The organism is Stenotrophomonas sp. STEN008, from assembly GCF_056760435.1.
Genome location: NZ_JBRRET010000012.1, coordinates 13,420 through 30,035, shown reverse-complemented (window position 1 = coordinate 30,035; position 16,616 = coordinate 13,420). Strand labels below are relative to the sequence as shown.

The window sequence follows — 16,616 nt, the reverse complement described above, 5'->3', positions numbered from 1 at the left end:
GGTTTCTCAGGCGGTGGCAGGGGTGGCGGTTTCGCTGACGCTGCTGGCAGCAGCCTGGCGTTGGCGCAGCAGCCGGTTGGCAACGTCCAGCCAGGCCAGCGCGGAGGCTTCGATGATGTCCTTGCTGGTGCCGGTGCCGTCGTATTCGATGCCGTCGTGGCGCACGCTCAGGTTGGCCTCGCCGCGTGCATCGGCACCGATGCCGACGCTGTGCACGTGATAGCTGTCGAGCATCAGCTGCACGCCGGTGGCGGCCGACAACGCGCCGAACAGCGCATCCACCGGGCCATCGCCCTGTGCGGTCTCGGCCACGCGGTTGCCGTCCGGGTCGGACAGCTCGACCAGTGCATTGGCGCGACTGCCGACATCGCTGATGGTCATCGAGGCCAGGCGATAGCCCTGTGCATTGGCGCCGCCCTGCATCAAGGTCTGCAGGTCGGCATCGGTGACCACCCGCTGCTGCTCGCACAGGCCCTTGAACTGTTCGAACACCAGCTTCAGCTCTTCTTCGTCCAGCCAGAAGCCCAGTGCACGCAGGCGCGCTTCGACGGCGGCACGGCCACTGTGGCGGCCCAGCACCATCTGCGAATCCTCCCAGCCCACGTCTTCCGGGCGCATGATTTCGTAGGTGCCGCGATGGCGCAGCATGCCATGCTGGTGGATGCCCGATTCATGGGCGAAGGCATTGGCGCCGACGATGGCCTTGTTGCGCTGCACCGGCATGCCGACCAGGCGCTGCAGCAGCTGCGAGGTGCCGACGATGCGCGGGGTGTTGATCGCGGTGTCCTGCTCGTAGAAGGCCTGGCGCACCTTCAGCGCCATCGCGATTTCTTCCAGCGAGCAGTTGCCGGCGCGTTCACCGATGCCGTTGACGGTGCACTCGACCTGGCGGGCGCCGCCCTCGATGGCGGCCAGGGAGTTGGCCACAGCCAGCCCCAGATCGTTGTGGCAGTGCGCGCTGAAGATCACGTTGGCGGCATTGGGCACGTCGGCCACGCCGGCAATGACCTGCTGGAACATCGCGCGGATTTCCTCCGGCGTGGTGAAGCCGACGGTGTCGGGCAGGTTGATGGTGGTGGCGCCGGCGGCGATGGCCACGCGCGAGACCTCGATCAGGTAGTCCAGCTCGGTGCGGGTGGCATCTTCGGCCGAGAATTCGACATCGTCGATGTAGGAACGGGCCAGCGATACATGCTTGCGTACCGACTCCAGCACCTGCTCGCGGGTCATCCGCAGCTTGTGCTCGCGGTGCAGCGGGCTGGTCGACAGGAACACGTGCAGGCGCGGGTTGGCCGCGGCTTCCAGGGCACGTGCCGAGGTCTCGATATCGGCCTGCAGGCAGCGCGACAGCACGGCCAGGCTCAGGCCCGGACGGCGCAGTTCGCGGCCGATCAGGGCCATCGCTTCGCGGTCGGACTGCGAGCTGGCCGGGAAGCCGGTCTCGATGATGTCCACGCCCAGTTCGTCCAGCGCACGCGCCATCACCAGCTTCTGCGGTGGGCTCATGCTGCAGCCGGGGGACTGCTCGCCGTCACGCAGGGTGGTGTCGAAGATGCGGATGCGCGGGGTGGTAATTCGTTCGATGGTGGTCACAGGGAGATCTCCTCGACAACAGGTGCAACGGCGTGCAGGGGGGAAGGGGGGGCAGCGGTGGTGGGCGTGACGCCGGTCCGTGCCGGCGGGCGGGGCGTCTCGGCGCGACGCCGGCGCGGCTTGCGCGGCGGGCGTGGGCGGATGTCGGTCAGCAGGCCGGCCAGCACGCCGGCATCGATGTTGCCGCCGGAGACCACGGCGCACTTGCGGCGCCCGGCGATGCGTCGACCGGCAGCCAGTGCCAGCGCGCCCGCGCCTTCGGCGATGATGTGTTCTTCCAGTGCCAGCCGCACCAGCGTTTCACGCAGTTCGGCCTCGCGCACGATCACCACGTCGTCCAGCAGCGAACTGCACAGGCGACGGGTCAGGAAGCCGGGGATCTTCACCCGCACGCCATCGGCCAGCGATGCCACCGGGGCGATCTCGCGGACATCGCCGTGGATCGCACGGGCCATCGAGTCCACGCCTTCCACCTGTGCACCAATCACGCGCACGCCCTGCGACTTGAGCGCCAGGGCGACACCGGCGGCCAGGCCGCCACCGCCGATCGGTACGATCACCACGTCCGGCGCGTGCGCGGCCAGCTCGATGCCGACCGTCCCCTGGCCAGCGATCACGTCGGCGTCGTCGAATGCGGACAGGAAGCGATAGCCATGACGCTGCGCCAGTTCGACGGCGAAGGCGCAGGCCTCGTCATAACTGTTGCCGTGCTGGCGTACGGTAGCCCCCCAGTGGGCGACACCGGCGATCTTGGTTGCCGGTGCACCGTGCGGCATTACGGTGATCGCGGGGACATCCAGCCGGTAGGCGGCCCAGGCAACGCCCTGGGCGTGATTGCCTGCCGAGGCGCAGATCACCGGGCGGCTGTCACCGCGCTCGCGGCCGGCCAGCAGGGCGTTCAACGCTCCGCGCACCTTGTAGGAGCCGGTCCGCTGCAGATTCTCCAGCTTCAGCCAGGTGCCGAAGCGTTCGGCATGATGCAGTGGCGTGGGCGGCAGGAAGCGGCGCAGGCGCGCCTGCGCGGCCAGGACATCGGCGACGCTTACGTCGCCGACATCACTTTCCTTGCTGGTATCAGCGGCCGGCATGGGCCACCGGCGCGGTGTGCGCGACCACCGCATGCGGGTACGGGCGGCGAAGAAGACGCCTCCGTACCGGCACCGTGGTCACAACGGTACGGGTGTTCATTGCGATACTCCTTCGATGCTGCTGTCTACCGGCGTCAGCTCCACCGATACGCAGTCGTAGATCTTTTCGATCTGCCGGCACAGCGTCTCCGCCGGCCGCTGGCCGTCCACGACCAGCTGCAGGTGCCAGCGTCCGTCATCGGCGGCGTCCGGAGCACCGCTGATCGAACGCGGCGCGAAGCCACGGCGCTCGGCCATGCCGATCACGCGCAGCAGCGCGCCTTCGGCCGGCTGCAGCACCAGGTCAAGCCGGTATTGCATTGGGAGTCTCCTGGCGGGCATGGGCTGGATTGCTTTCCAGCATGGTGCTGTTGGCGGTGTTCGGCGGCACCAGCGGCCACACGTTGGCGCGGGCGTCGATGGCCACGTGCAGCAGCGCCGGGCCCGGCTCGGCCAGCAGCGCGGCCAGGCCACCTTCGACGTCATCGCGCGAATCGATGCGGCTGGCGGCGATGCCGAACACCTGGGCCAGGGCGACGAAATCCGGGTTGTCGGACAGATCGATCTCGCTGTAGCGCTCGGCGAAGAACAGCTCCTGCCACTGCCGGACCATGCCCAGCGAGCTGTTGTCCAGCAGCACGATCTTCACCGGCAACCGGCACCGGGCGATGGTCGCCAGCTCCTGCACGTTCATCATGAAGCTGCCATCGCCGGACACCAGCACCACGGCGCGCTCCGGGCAGGCAAGCTGCGCGCCCATCGCCGCCGGCAGGCCGAAGCCCATCGTGCCCAGCGCGCCGCTGGTCAGATGGTTGCGTGGATGATTGAAACGACAATGCTGGGCCACCCACATCTGGTGCTGGCCGACGTCGCAGGCAATCACCGTGTCGGCGGGTGCCAGTTCGCTCAGGCGCTTCAGCAGCGCCGGTGCGTAGATGTGCTGCCCTGGCGCATCGTAGCGGGCGGCGAAGCGGTCGCGATGCTGCGCACAGCGGCTGCGCCATGCGTCCTGATGGGCCCTGGGGGAGGGGAAGGCCGCATGCAGGGCACGGATGGCGTGGCCGACATTGCCGGGCACAGCGACGTCGGCGCTGCGCAGCTTGGAGATCTCGTACGCATCGGCATCGATATGGACCACGCGCGCGAACGGAGCGAACTCCGCCAGCTTGCCGGTGGCGCGATCATCGAACCGTGCGCCCAGCACCAGCAGCAGATCGCTTTCCTGCACCGCCATGTTGGCAGCGCGGGTGCCGTGCATGCCCAGCATGCCCAGCGACTGCGGATGGTGTGCCGGCAGAGCACCCAGTCCACGCAGGGTCATCACTGTGGGAATGCCACTGGCCTCGACGAAATCGCGCAGGTCCTGCACTGCATCGCCCAGTGCGATGCCACCGCCGGCATACACCACCGGCTTCTCCGCCGCCGCCAGCGCTGCGATGGCGGCGGCAATGGCGTCGTCGGTGGCTGCCGGCGGTGGTTCAACGCTGCTCGGCACATGCACCGGCAGGTGACTGGCATCGGCCACCTGCACGTCCTTGGGCAGGTCGATCAGCACCGGGCCGGGACGTCCTTCGCGGGCAATGCGGAAGGCATCGGCGACCACGCGGGGCAGGTCATCGACGCTGCGTACCAGCCAGCTGTGCTTGACGATCGGCATGGTCAGGCCGAACACATCCAGCTCCTGGAAGGCGTCGGTACCCAGCAGGGGCGTACCGACCTGGCCGGTGATGCAGACCATCGGCACCGAGTCCAGCATCGCATCGGCGATACCGGTGACCAGGTTCGATGCGCCGGGGCCGGAGGTGGCCACGCAGACGCCCACCTGGCCGCTGGCGCGTGCGAAACCGTTGGCGGCCAGCGCCGCGCCCTGCTCGTGCCGCACCAGGATGTGCTTCAACGACGAATCCACCAGCGCGTCGTAGAACGGCATGATGGTGCCGCCGGGATAGCCGAACAGCGTGCGGACGCCTTCGGCCTCCAGTGCCTGGGTCAGCCAGCGCGCCCCGTTGGGTGGCGCGCTGCGGTGTGTGGAAGAGTTCATGGGGGACCTTGCAAGCGGGTGGGGGAGGGCCGCGTGGTTACGCGGCCTGTCCTTGCAACCAGACCATCTTGGCGCGCAGTTCCTTGCCTACCTTCTCGATCGGATGCTCCAGGTCGGCCTGCTTGAACCGGTTGTAGTTCGGCAGGCCCGCTTCGTACTCGGCCACCCAGTTCTTGGTGAAGGTGCCGTCCTGGATGTCCTTCAGTACTTCCTTCATGCGCTCCTTGGTGCCGGCATCGATCACCCGCGGACCGCTGACGTAGTCACCGTACTGCGCGGTTTCGGAGATGAATTCCAGCATGCGCGAGATGCCGCCTTCGTAGAACAGGTCCACGATCAGCTTCAGTTCGTGCAGCACTTCGTAATAGGCGATCTCGGGCTGGTAGCCGGCTTCCACCAGGGTCTCGAAACCGGCCTGTACCAGCGCCGAGGCGCCACCGCACAGCACCGCCTGCTCACCGAACAGGTCGGTCTCGGTTTCTTCCTTGAAGGTGGTCTGGATCAGATTGGCGCGGGCGCCACCGAGACCGGTCGCATAGGCCTGCGCATGCTGCGCGGCCTGGCCGCTGGTGTCCTGGTAGACCGCCCAGATGCACGGAACGCCACGGCCGATCTCGTACTCGCGACGCACCAGCGCGCCCGGGCCCTTCGGTGCGACCAGCACCACGTCCAGGTCGGCGCGCGGCTCGATCATGCCGTAGTGGACATTGAGGCCGTGGGCGAACAGCAGGCACGCGCCCTGCTTCATGTTGGGCGCCAGCACGTCGTTGTAGAGCTTCTTCTGCACCATGTCCGGAGTCAGCACGGCGACCAGGTCGGCATCCTTCACCGCATCGGCGGGAGCCACGACGGTGAAGCCATCGGCCTGGGCCTTGGCTTCGGTCGGGCCGCCCGGCCGCAGGCCTACCACCACATCGAAGCCGGATTCGCGCAGGTTCAGTGCGTGGGCGCGGCCCTGGCTGCCGTAGCCGATGACGGCGATCTTGGTCTGGGGCAGGTCGTTGGTGCTCATGGGGGAGGTTCCTTGCGGTGGGAAGAAAAAAGAACGGCCGGTCGTCGAAGCGACGTACCGGCCGGTCAGGGGAAAGCGGTGGAGGAGGGGCCGCGCATCGCACAGGAACGGCCGCCACGAGGCATCGTGGTGCAGCAGGTCCGGGTTTTGCAGAAGGCGGTGGTCATGGTGGTTGCGTCTGAAACCAGGTCTTGAAATGAAAAAACCCGCACCTGGGCGGGTGCGGGTTTTTGATCGAGTTCCGGTGTGTTCTATCTGCTTACACGCTGGCTCGTCCCGCACCTGTTGGTTGGGTAATAAGTACGAGCACAAGAATCGAACGCAGCGACGCGGCGCCGATGTCGGCGGCTTCGATGTGGGTTCGCGGTGGTGTGTTGTGTTGCAGCATGTGATCGAGAGAAACACAGCTGTTTTGACGATGTCAACCCTTGTCGGCGTGATTCCAGGCACTTTCCGCTGCGTCCAGCGGAATCGCTTGTGGCGCAAGGATGGTTGCCGCTGAAAGTGTTTCGGTGAACCCGAATTCACTCCTTTCACCAAGGTTTTTGCGCGGATTTTGGGGGTTCTGCCCGCCGGGCATGACCCGGTGCCGGCAGCGGTCGCCGCGGCCGCCTCGCCCCATGACCTCTGCCCGATACCGCGTGAAGGCCGCAGCGGCGATGATCGGTGCTACCACCCTTCCATCGGAACCCGACTGTGTCCCGACGCCTTGCCCGTTCCCTGCTGGCTGCCGCCGTCCTGGCGGCCATGCCCGCGCTTTCCCTCGCTGCCGACCGCATCACCGGCCACACCTTCGCCACCCGCTCGGAAGTCATCGCGCCTCACGCCATGGCGGCCACTTCGCAGCCACTGGCCACCCAGATCGCACTGGACGTGATGAAATCCGGCGGCTCGGCGGTCGATGCCGCCATCGCCGCCAATGCTGCGCTGGGCCTGATGGAGCCGACCGGCAATGGCATCGGTGGCGATCTGTTCGCCATCGTCTGGGACCCGAAGACACAGAAGCTGTACGGCTACAACGGGTCCGGCCGCTCGCCGAAGTCGCTGACCCTGGCCGAGTTCCAGCGCCGCGGCCTGAAGGAGATCCCGGCGACCGGGCCGTTGCCGGTCTCCGTGCCGGGTGCCGTCGATGGCTGGTTCGCCCTGCATGGCCGCTTTGGCCGCAAGCCCATGGCCGACAATCTTGCGCCCGCCATCCGCTACGCGCGCGAAGGCCACCCGGTGGCCGAGGTGATCGCCTATTACTGGGATCGTTCCGTGCCACGGCTGTCGCAGTATCCCGGCTTCAAGGAACAGTTCACGGTCAACGGGCATGCCCCGCGCAAGGGCGAGATGTGGAAGAACCCGAACCTGGCCGATACGTTGCAGAAGGTGGCCGACGGCGGCCGGGATGCCTTCTACAAGGGCGAGATCGCCCACACCATCGGCGATTACTTCAAGGCCAATGGTGGCTACCTGAGCTACCAGGACATGGCCGACCACCACGGCGAGTGGGTCGAGCCGGTCAGCAGCAACTATCGCGGTTACGACGTATGGGAGTTGCCGCCGAACAGCCAGGGCATCGCCGCGCTGCAGATTCTCAACGTACTTGAAGGCTACGACTTCTCGAAGATTCCATTCGGCTCGCCCGAGCACGTGCATCTGTTCGTGGAGGCCAAGAAGCTGGCCTTCGCCGATCGTGCGCGCTTCTACGCCGACATGGCCTTCCAGCCCGCACCGGTCCAGAAGCTGATTTCCAAGGAGTATGCCGCGCAGCGGCGTGCACTGATTTCCATGGACAAGGCGTTGAAGGAAGTGCAGCCGGGCACGCCGAAGCAGCTGGAGGAGGGCGATACGATCTACATGACCGTGGCCGATGCTGACGGCATGATGGTGTCGCTGATCCAGTCGAACTACCGCGGGATGGGCAGCGGCATGGCGCCCCCGGGGCTCGGTTTCATCCTGCAGGACCGCGGCGAGATGTTCGTGCTGCAGAAGAACCATCCGAATGGCTACGCACCGGGCAAGCGCCCGTTCCAGACCATCATTCCGGCGTTCATCACCAAGGATGGAAAGCCCTATGCCAGTTTCGGCGTGATGGGCGGTGCGATGCAGCCGCAGGGCCACGCGCAGATCGTGATGAACCTGGTGGACTTCGGCATGAACCTGCAGGAGGCCGGAGATGCGCCGCGTATCCAGCATGAAGGTTCCACGGAGCCGACCGGTCAGGCCACGGCGATGACCGATGGGGGGGAGGTGAACCTGGAGACGGGCTTCCCGTACGAAACGGTGCGCGCGCTGATGCGCAAGGGGCATCGCATCGTGTTCGCCGACGGTCCGTACGGCGGGTATCAGGCGATCATGCGGGATCCGGACACGGGCGTGTACTACGGCGCGTCGGAGAGTCGGAAGGATGGGCAGGCGGCGGGGTATTGAGGTCCCGGCCACCGGGCTGAGCCCCCTCGCGGCTGATCGCCAGAGCCGATCATGGATGGGGGCCGGGGGGGGGGGGGGGGGGGGGGGGGGGGGCCGGGGGGGGGTCTGGGGGGGGGGGGGGGCGGCGCCCCGCGCCCCCCGCCCGCACCCCCCCCCCCCCCCCCCCCCCCCGGCGGCGTGGTCCACAGCTCCAGCGGCACCCGGTCGAGGCTGAGAATCTGCGCCAGCATCATGCCGCGGCTTTCCGCGCCCATGCGCAGCAGGCAGTGACCGGCACCATCCGCTTCGAGCACGCCACACCAGGGGGGAATGCGACCTTCCAGCTCGGTGTGGCTGCCGGCCAGGCGCAGCACCGCCTGCAGCGCGAACGGCGCCTGGCTGACCGCCTGCCGCACCATCACATCGGGCGGTGCGGGCGTGCGCCGATGCAGGCCGGGCTCGGCCAGTGCGCGCACCGCGCCCATCCGGTCCACCCGCAACGTGCGCCAGTCCTGGCGGCCCAGATCCCAGGCCAGCAGGTACCAGCGACGTCCGTAGTTGACCAGATGCTGGGCCTCGACCTCGCGCTGGGTCACCGCGTCCTGCGCGCTGCGGTACTCGAAGGCCAGCCGGGTTGCCTGGCGGCAATGCTGGGCCAGGCGCCCCAGCAGACGTGCGTCGGTGGAAGGCAGATCCGACAGCGTCGCGGTGGCGGCGTGCACCTCGCCAGCCTGCTGGCGGCGGCGGGTCGGCACCAGTGGATCGAGCTTGGACAGCAGACCGCGCGCGGTCTCGTCGATGCCGGCCACCGTGGCCGAGGCCGCACGCAGGGCGATGGCCAGGGTCGTCGCCTCCTCTTCGTCCAGCAGCATCGGCAGTACCGGTGCGCCCGCCCCCAGCTGATAGCCGCCCCCTACCCCGGCCGATGCCCTGACCGGATAGCCCAGCTCACGAAGGCGCTCGATGTCGCGGCGGATGCTGCGCCGGTCCACCCCCATGCGCTCGGCCAGTTCAGCCCCCGACCACTGTCGGCGGGCCTGCAGCAGGGCGATCAGGCGGAGCAGCCGATGGGCGGTATGGCGCATGAGGGATCGAGGACAGAAGTCGTCCGCAATAGTGCCCCAGCATGGGCCCCAGTTCACCCCTCTGCTGCAAGGAGCACTGCCATGACGTCCCGCCAGATCACCCTCTATCACGCTGCCCGTTCACGCTCGAGCGGCGCCGTGGCCCTGCTTGAAGCCCTGGGTGCCGACTACCGCCTGCATGTGCTGGACCTGAAAGCCGGCGCCAACCTGGCCCCGGCCTACCTGGCCATCAACCCGATGGGCAAAGTGCCGGCGATCATCCATGAGGGCGCGCTGGTGACCGAGCAGGTGGCGATCTACCTGTACCTGGCCGATCTCTACCCCGAAGCCGGCCTGGCGCCGCCGATCGGCTCGCCGCTGCGCGGCCCCTACCTGCGCTGGATGGCTTTCTACGGCGCCTGTTTCGAGCCGGCGATGATCGACCGCGCGATGCGCCGCGACCCGCCCCCGCAGTCGATGTCGCCCTACAACGACGCGGAAACCGTACTGCAGGTGATCGAGGCGCAGCTGGCGCAGGGGCCTTACCTGCTGGGTGAGGAAATGAGCGCCGCCGACGTGCTGTGGGGCAATGCCCTGAAATGGACCACCGACTTCGGGCTGGTGCAGCCCGCCCCCGCCACGGCGGACTACATCGCCCGGATGGGCGCACTGACGGCCTTCGACAGGTCGCGGCAGATCGACGCGGAGCTAATCGCGGCGTAAGGGCGCCCGCCGGGCACGGCCCGGCGCTACCGGGCGCGGCAGGGGCCGTGCCCCATGAGCGTGCAGCGCGGCGGGAGGCGCAGGATGCGGGTAGAATTGCCCGCTTTCCCGCCACCCGAATGGATTAAGCGCCATGACCGGGACGCCAGACGTCTTTCCGCCCGCCACGCCGGGCGGCACCCCGCTCGTTGCCCTGCCCTCCGCTCCGCGCACGCCGGAGCAGATCAAGGGCAAGCTGTACATCAAGACCCACGGTTGCCAGATGAACGAGTACGACTCGGCCAAGATGGCCGACGTGCTCGCCGCCAGCGACGGCCTGGTGCTGACCGACACCCCGGAGGATGCCGACGTCATCCTGGTCAACACCTGTTCCATCCGCGAGAAGGCGCAGGAGAAGGTGTTCAGCCAGCTCGGCGTCTGGAAGGGGCTGAAGAACCAGGGCCGCGAGGTCATCATCGGCGTCGGTGGCTGTGTCGCTTCGCAGGAGGGCGAGGCCATCATCAAGCGCGCGCCGTTCGTGGACCTGGTGTTCGGCCCGCAGACCCTGCACCGGTTGCCGGAGCTGATCCGAGCGCGTCGCGAGCAGAAGCGACCGCAGGTGGACATCAGCTTCCCGGAAATCGAGAAGTTCGACCGCCTGCCGGAACCGCGCGCTGAAGGCGCGTCGGCGTTCGTGTCGATCATGGAAGGCTGCTCGAAGTACTGCTCGTTCTGCGTGGTGCCCTACACCCGCGGCACCGAAGTCAGCCGTCCATTCGAGGACGTGGTGGTGGAAGTGGCACAGCTGGCCGCGCAGGGCGTACGCGAGATCAACCTGCTCGGCCAGAACGTCAACGCCTACCGTGGCCCGTATGGCGATGGCGAGTTCGCCGATCTGGGCCTGTTGATCCGCACCATCGCCGAGATCGATGGCGTCGGCCGCATCCGCTTCACCACCTCACACCCGCTGGAGTTCAGCGACTCGCTGGTGGACGCGTTCCGCGATGTGCCGCAGCTGGCCAACTTCCTGCATCTGCCGGTGCAGGCCGGCAGCGACCGCGTCCTGTCGGCGATGAAGCGAGGCTACACCGCGCTGGAGTTCAAGTCGAAGATCCGCAAGCTGCGCGCGGTGCGCCCGGACATCTCGATCAGTTCGGACTTCATCGTCGGCTTCCCCGGCGAGACCGAGGCGGACTTCGAGAAGACCATGAAGCTGATCGAGGACATCGGCTTCGACCACAGTTTCTCCTTCATCTATTCGCGTCGTCCGGGCACTCCGGCCGCCGACCTGGAAGACACGCTCAGCGATGCCGAGAAGCACGCGCGGCTGTCGCGCCTGCAGGAGCGCATCAACGCGCACGCCGCCGGCATTTCCGCGAAGATGGTCGGCACCGTGCAGACGGTGCTGGTGGAAGGTCCTTCGCGCAAGAACCCGAACGAGCTGACCGGCAAGACCGAGAACATGCGCTCGGTGAACTTCCCGGCGCCGGCACGCCTGATCGGTCAGTTCGTGGATGTGGTGATCACCGAGGCATTAACCAATTCGCTGCGCGGGCGGGTGGTGACGGAAGGCTGATCGCCGGGGCGGGGGGAGCCATGTACGGCTTGCCCCCACACAGCAGTCGTGGTGATTTTCTCACCACGCCACGCATACCCTCTGTGCAGAAGGCTCTGCGTCACCTATCCACAGGTTGATTGCGCGTCGTTCCACAGTGATTGTGGAAAAGCGGTGGGTCTCAGGGGCGAGCCCGCCGGGCCTCGTTGCTGGCCGCAACCTTCGCTTAGCGGGTCTGCTCTGAGCCTCAGAAGGACGCACCGCGCTACTCGCTCAGGAATCCCAGCTTCGTCGTCCCGAATCCGTACCGGGTCTCCATCAGCTTCTTCACCGGTCCCATGCCCTCTATGATCATCCTGCCGTCCGGCGTCCCGCAGCGTGTGCCCACCTGCGTCCTGCCGTACTGCAGTTCGGCTTCACGACTGCGCTTGGGACGGGGATCGGGCTCCCACCAGGGGAAATGGGCATACGGCTTGTTGGTCGAGACTTCATGGCGCCAGCACACGAACGAGAGCGTCTCGTTGCCTGCTGCGTCATAGTCGTAGACGCGGTAGGAGCTGTAGCCGCTGGTCAGCGGCGTGAGCTTCAACACACCCTTCTCTGCGTATGCGCGCAGGTTCTCGGTGTAGCCACCACTACCGGGAACCGGGCCGAACAGGATCACCCGCGTGAGCCTGCCGTTTGCGTCGTAGTTTTCCTGGCGATTCAGATCCAGCGTGCGCCACTGGCGTTCGTGGGGCTGCTTGGCACCCGGTCCGAAGACCTCGAAGATCCGTCGATGCGAGCGATGGCGATATTCCCGGACGCGGGTGTAGTCGGTGATTCCCTCGAACAGCCCCTTGGCGATTTCTGCTGGCACACGCTCGCCGGGGAACCTGTATTTCAGCTTATTAGTGGGCTCTTGGCTGCGTTGCGCGAAGACAGCCGTGGCGTCCGACGGCGCCATGGAGAATGAAGCACTTTCAACACCACGAAGCCCGCGCTTTTCACTGCCATGGAAGCGAATACCCACGACCCGCTTCAACTCAGCATCGTCGACATTGATGAAGCCACTCACAGTCCATGCACCATCGGTTGCCTCGGTTCCAAAGCCGGTGTCCTCGCGATTGGGATTCTCACCTGGCTTACGCGTGGCTTCCTTGACTACGTCGGAAGCTCGCGATCCATCCGGTCGATAAGTGAAGTATCGAGTTGAAGTGCGGGATGGCATATCGCGGAGCTGCGCACACTGAAAATCTGGCTTATCCGAGACAATCAACCCAGAGCTCTCATTCGCTACTTCTATGCGACCATCACCATCATAGAGCGCACAGAAGGTTGTCGCCCTATGCCCTTCCGCGTCAGTTGCATGAATCGACGTCAGTTGACCTGACCCGTCGTAATCAAGCTCCTGCGTCTTGTAAAGCTCGAAATATGGATACACATGCCTGACTGCAGGGTGCAGGCTTTCAGGAGCCTGTGCGTCAATCAATTGGGACTCTCGCCTCTTCCATTGCTCGGCGCGACATATCCGTTGCCCTTGAACGCCTCTTTCCAGGTAGTAGACCGAACCACCACTCGAGTTGAATGGCTTGTTGTGCAGCTCACTGACATGGGGGCTTATGTCAATCCGCACAAAGGGGGCAGTCGCGTTCACACGATCAAGACTGGCGGCTACTGCAGACCCTCCACCAAACTCCCTCGGCGAGAACTTGAGCACTACTTCATTGCCGTAGATCGGCGCATTCTTCTCGTTTGACGAATCACAATAGGCAGGCGCAGTCTGTACGGCACACAGGCCACCAAGAACGAAGAATCCCCTCAACAGTTGATAACCACTCATACCTGCTCTCCTTGTTCCCCGGGGACCTCCCGACTGGAGTAAGCCAGTTCAGTTGACCTGTCCCTCTGAACAGGCGCGGCTGCAATGATCTCTTTCGGCATCGCGGCAGCAGGGTCATCCATGCCGCTGCCCCAGAGCAGCGGCATGGTGACCCAGAAGCCCTGAATGCCCTTGCGCTCTTCATTGCCTCTCAGCATCCTTGTCGCCCTTTCTGCATCGTGCCGACCCACGGCACCGGTCACGTAGTTGCTTACAACGCTTGGCTCCAGCATGAACTCTGGTTGCAGGTCCGCCGGCTGCGCGTACAGGACGCGCTTGACGTGTCCTTTGTCACTCAGGCCTGCGGCGGGAAATCCATGAAGCACGGAGTCGTAGCGAGGGAACGAGTCGCGGGGGACATTGGTGAAGACACGCTGATAAGCGGCGGAATTTGAATCGGCAAGATCTCTGATGCTTCTCCACGTCTCGGCACTTGCTGGCCTGTCCACCGTCAAGGTTGGCACGTTCTTGTTGAACCACGGGTAGTAGCCCTCGGTCAACTCGGAGAACACGAAGTGCTGATTCTCCTTCTCCGGCAGCTTTTGAATCTCCTGCCCCAGAAACTTCCTCCACAACTTCAACCGCAGCTCCCGAGCAAACGTTCGGGTTATTACCTGCACGCCGTTGCCCAGATCCATCCGCTTCGCCTCGCCATCAACGATCACCGCGGCGATCTCGGTATCACCCGTCCCCAGCAGACTGCGGTCATTGCAGTTCGCGCTGCCGATGATCGCCACCGCGTCATCAACGATCAGCAGCTTGGAATGCACATAGCACTGCTCGGTCACCACATACAGGGAGGGGCCATGCTCGGAGCCGATCGTGTGCGGCGGCAGATGATCGCTTCTGCGCGTTTCGGCCAGCACGCCGTAGCTGCGCAGATTCATCACCGACAGGTATTCCTTCCAGCGCCCGGCCTTGACCTCGGCCTGCAGGTCAGCCTCCTCCACGCTGGCCTCGCGGATGTCCTTGTCACGTGCGATCAATGATCGGCAGATGCGCCGGATCAGGCTGTCGTCACCACGCAGCAGGGTCTGCTGCACCCAGTACTGCTGCTTCACGACGGCACCGTCCGCCAGGCTGCCCTCCGGGTGCACCGGCAGGGTGATGTACACATGGAAGCCCTGCCGGGCCAGGATCGCGCGGCGGATGCGCGCGGCCAGGGCGGCCACCAGCGGGTTGCTGGCCGCCGACTTCACTCCCTGCCTGTGTTCCACCACATCCTGCACGATGCCGGCCCTGCCTACCGGGCCGCTCATCCCCACGCCGCGCCCCACGTGACCAAGCTTCGCCTTTTCGGCATCCGTCGCATCCCGCCGCTCCCCGCCCTTCACTGCGGTTTCCACCACGCTGCCCGGATCCGCGTCGGACCAGCCGCAATCGGAAATGAGGAACTGCGTTTCCAGATAGATGCAGGCACTGGCCGATGCGATGCAGTTGACCATTGCGTCGAGAATGGAGTGCATCGGCTGCTCACGCTCCCAGTACGGCTGCAGGCAGCTGGCGTCGTCCAGGTTCAGGCCGAGTTCCCTGCACCCCTTCTTCTCCAGCGCATGCAGGGCGGTGCCCGAGGAACGCACGATCTGCACGCTGATCTTTCCCGCCGTGCCCGGCACCGTCAGGTCACCGAACACCGCCTGCATGCCCCCCATGGACTGCAGCCACTGATCGCTCAATGGCGTCAGTTCCATGCCACGCGCCAGGGTGGTCTGCTCGGGCAGCGCTGTGTCGAGCCATTCATTGGTCTTGCGAAGGCCCGTGTTCAGCCCCTTGCGCAGCAGCGAGCCGATGGTCCGGTCGCCGCGCTGGTTCTGCCAGACCATGGCATTCCAGCGATGCATGAAGTTGCTGCAGATATCGAACACGGCCGGGCCCGCGATCTGCGCGTGCACGTCCTGCCAGGGCATGCGAGGCTGGCGGCCGCTGTCGAGCAGCCGCTGGGTGCGATCAACCGGCGTATTGATCCACTGCACCAGCGATTCCCAGTCTTTCTTCGCCTTGTCGATCTTTGCTTCTATTTCGCTGAGTCGGCCTTCGATGTCCGCGCGCAGGCTGCGCGGATCGAGCAGGTAGCCCGCCGCTTTCTCTGCAGTCTGGAAGGGCCGCAGCGCTGCCGCCCGGATGTCGTTCTTCTGCTGGTCGAGCCAGCTGCCGAACTTCTTCGCCTGGATGGCGCTGAAGCCTGCCACCGCACGCCCTGCTGCGGCAGCCGCCTGGACCGGATTCAGTTTGATGGCTTCGTCGGCGGCACGGTTCGACGCGGCAATGACATCTGCATATTCCTTGCCGATCTCCTCCAGCGTCGTCTGGATGGCCAGGAACGTGCGTGCGACGGTGCGCTTGACCGCCATCCCCTCTTCCATTCCCGGAATGACCATCTCGGCGAGCTTGCGGATGCCTTCGCGCTCAAGCGCGTCGGGTACGCCCAGCTTGTCCGCATAGTCCTGCAGTTCGGCCAATGCGGCACCGGCATCCCACTGCGACTTCATCTGGTCCAGTGCGATGGCCATGCCGGGCACATACGCCTGTGCGAAGCCGGGACGAACGCGGCCTGCCGCATCCGGGCTGGTATCGGGCTTGTCCAGCGTGAGCTCCGTCTCATCATCCGTCATGCTCCGATACTTGCTCAGGCAGTTGTTGTAATGGTCATTGATCACGTGCAGCGTCGGGTCGCAGACCACGTCGAAGTTGCCGTCGTCCCAACGGCCATGGGCGACGTCGAGTCCTCCGACGAAGCCGATGCGTCCGTCTACCACCAGGATCTTCTGGTGGTGCGAGAAGGCGATGTTGAAGGCATCGGTGCGGCCGGTCGCCGGGTTGTGCAGGCCCACCTGCACCTGCCCGGGCGTCTTGTCATCCTGCATCTTGTACAGCGCCGTGCGCACCTCGTTCTCGTGGGTGTAGGCGGCCGCCTCCACGCTGTCGTAGAGCAGTACCCGCACATCCACGCCGCGCTGGTTGATCGCGTCGAACAGCAGCTCGCTCAGGCGCGCGGAGTGCGCGTCGCCGCGCGCGTCCATCTCGGTATCAAAGTTCATCTGCCAGTCGGCGATGAAGATGAACTTCTGCGCGCCGCGGATGGCATCGGCCATCGCCTTCATGGCCGAGCGCCCGTCGGTGAACGCGTCGACGCGGTTCCCGTGCCGCACCGGCGCGAACTGACGGTCCGGTGGTGCGTAGTAGTCGCCGCTGGTCGTGCCTTTCTGGCCATCCCTGCAGATGAGAGAGGCGCGCTCGACCCTGCCCCATGCGTTGGCGTCTGCCATG

10 protein-coding genes and 1 pseudogene are annotated in these 16,616 nt (G+C 65.8%); 3 read left to right on the top strand and 8 right to left on the bottom strand.

Going from position 1 to position 16,616, the window contains the following annotated elements; all coding sequences use genetic code 11:
* Window positions 1–6 precede the first annotated feature (6 nt).
* The 5 genes from ACVOME_RS08280 to ilvC form a co-directional block, all read right to left on the bottom strand.
* A complete protein-coding gene (locus ACVOME_RS08280) occupies window positions 7–1,593 on the bottom strand; it encodes a 2-isopropylmalate synthase (RefSeq protein ID WP_065181712.1) in 1,587 nt (528 codons plus the stop codon).
* A complete protein-coding gene (locus ACVOME_RS08275) occupies window positions 1,590–2,681 on the bottom strand; it encodes a threonine dehydratase (protein ID WP_053520293.1) in 1,092 nt (363 codons plus the stop codon). Before ACVOME_RS08275 ends, ACVOME_RS08280 begins: the two co-directional genes overlap by 4 nt.
* A 96-nt stretch (window positions 2,682–2,777) precedes the next feature.
* The gene (locus ACVOME_RS08270; protein WP_053520294.1) at window positions 2,778–3,041 is read right to left on the bottom strand and encodes an ACT domain-containing protein; all 264 of its coding nucleotides are present in this window, start codon (window positions 3,039–3,041) and stop codon (window positions 2,778–2,780) included.
* The gene (gene ilvG, locus ACVOME_RS08265; protein WP_283219486.1) at window positions 3,025–4,761 is read right to left on the bottom strand and encodes an acetolactate synthase 2 catalytic subunit; all 1,737 of its coding nucleotides are present in this window, start codon (window positions 4,759–4,761) and stop codon (window positions 3,025–3,027) included. Before ilvG ends, ACVOME_RS08270 begins: the two co-directional genes overlap by 17 nt.
* Window positions 4,762–4,798: 37 nt before the next feature.
* Complete coding sequence (gene ilvC / locus ACVOME_RS08260) at window positions 4,799–5,773, bottom strand: ketol-acid reductoisomerase (protein WP_053520296.1); 975 nt, start codon at window positions 5,771–5,773, stop codon at window positions 4,799–4,801.
* Between the two features lie 696 nt (window positions 5,774–6,469).
* Here ilvC and ggt point away from each other — a divergent pair.
* Window positions 6,470–8,188, top strand: coding sequence for a gamma-glutamyltransferase (ggt, locus tag ACVOME_RS08255; protein WP_053520297.1), 1,719 nt, complete (start codon window positions 6,470–6,472; stop codon window positions 8,186–8,188).
* A gap of 167 nt (window positions 8,189–8,355) precedes the next feature.
* Here ggt and ACVOME_RS08250 read toward each other — a convergent pair.
* Window positions 8,356–9,252: pseudogene (locus ACVOME_RS08250) on the bottom strand (helix-turn-helix transcriptional regulator); the annotation flags it as partial.
* 81 nt (window positions 9,253–9,333) lie between these two features.
* On the opposite strand from ACVOME_RS08250, the gene ACVOME_RS08245 reads away from it, so the two are divergent.
* Both ACVOME_RS08245 and miaB read left to right on the top strand, forming a co-directional pair.
* Window positions 9,334–9,954 (top strand): glutathione S-transferase family protein, encoded by a 621-nt coding sequence (locus ACVOME_RS08245; protein WP_053516594.1) that lies wholly within the window; start codon window positions 9,334–9,336, stop codon window positions 9,952–9,954.
* Window positions 9,955–10,087: 133 nt separating this feature from the next.
* Entirely contained in the window at window positions 10,088–11,509 is a 1,422-nt protein-coding gene (gene miaB, locus ACVOME_RS08240) for a tRNA (N6-isopentenyl adenosine(37)-C2)-methylthiotransferase MiaB (RefSeq protein ID WP_065176220.1), read from the top strand.
* Between the two features lie 244 nt (window positions 11,510–11,753).
* Here the strand turns inward: miaB and ACVOME_RS08235 are convergent, their stop codons facing one another.
* Both ACVOME_RS08235 and ACVOME_RS08230 read right to left on the bottom strand, forming a co-directional pair.
* Window positions 11,754–13,310, bottom strand: coding sequence for a hypothetical protein (locus ACVOME_RS08235; RefSeq protein ID WP_481504967.1), 1,557 nt, complete (start codon window positions 13,308–13,310; stop codon window positions 11,754–11,756).
* The gene (locus ACVOME_RS08230) at window positions 13,307–16,615 is read right to left on the bottom strand and encodes a phospholipase D-like domain-containing protein (protein WP_481504966.1); all 3,309 of its coding nucleotides are present in this window, start codon (window positions 16,613–16,615) and stop codon (window positions 13,307–13,309) included. The genes ACVOME_RS08235 and ACVOME_RS08230 overlap by 4 nt, the downstream gene beginning before the upstream one ends.
* Window position 16,616 lies beyond the last annotated feature (1 nt).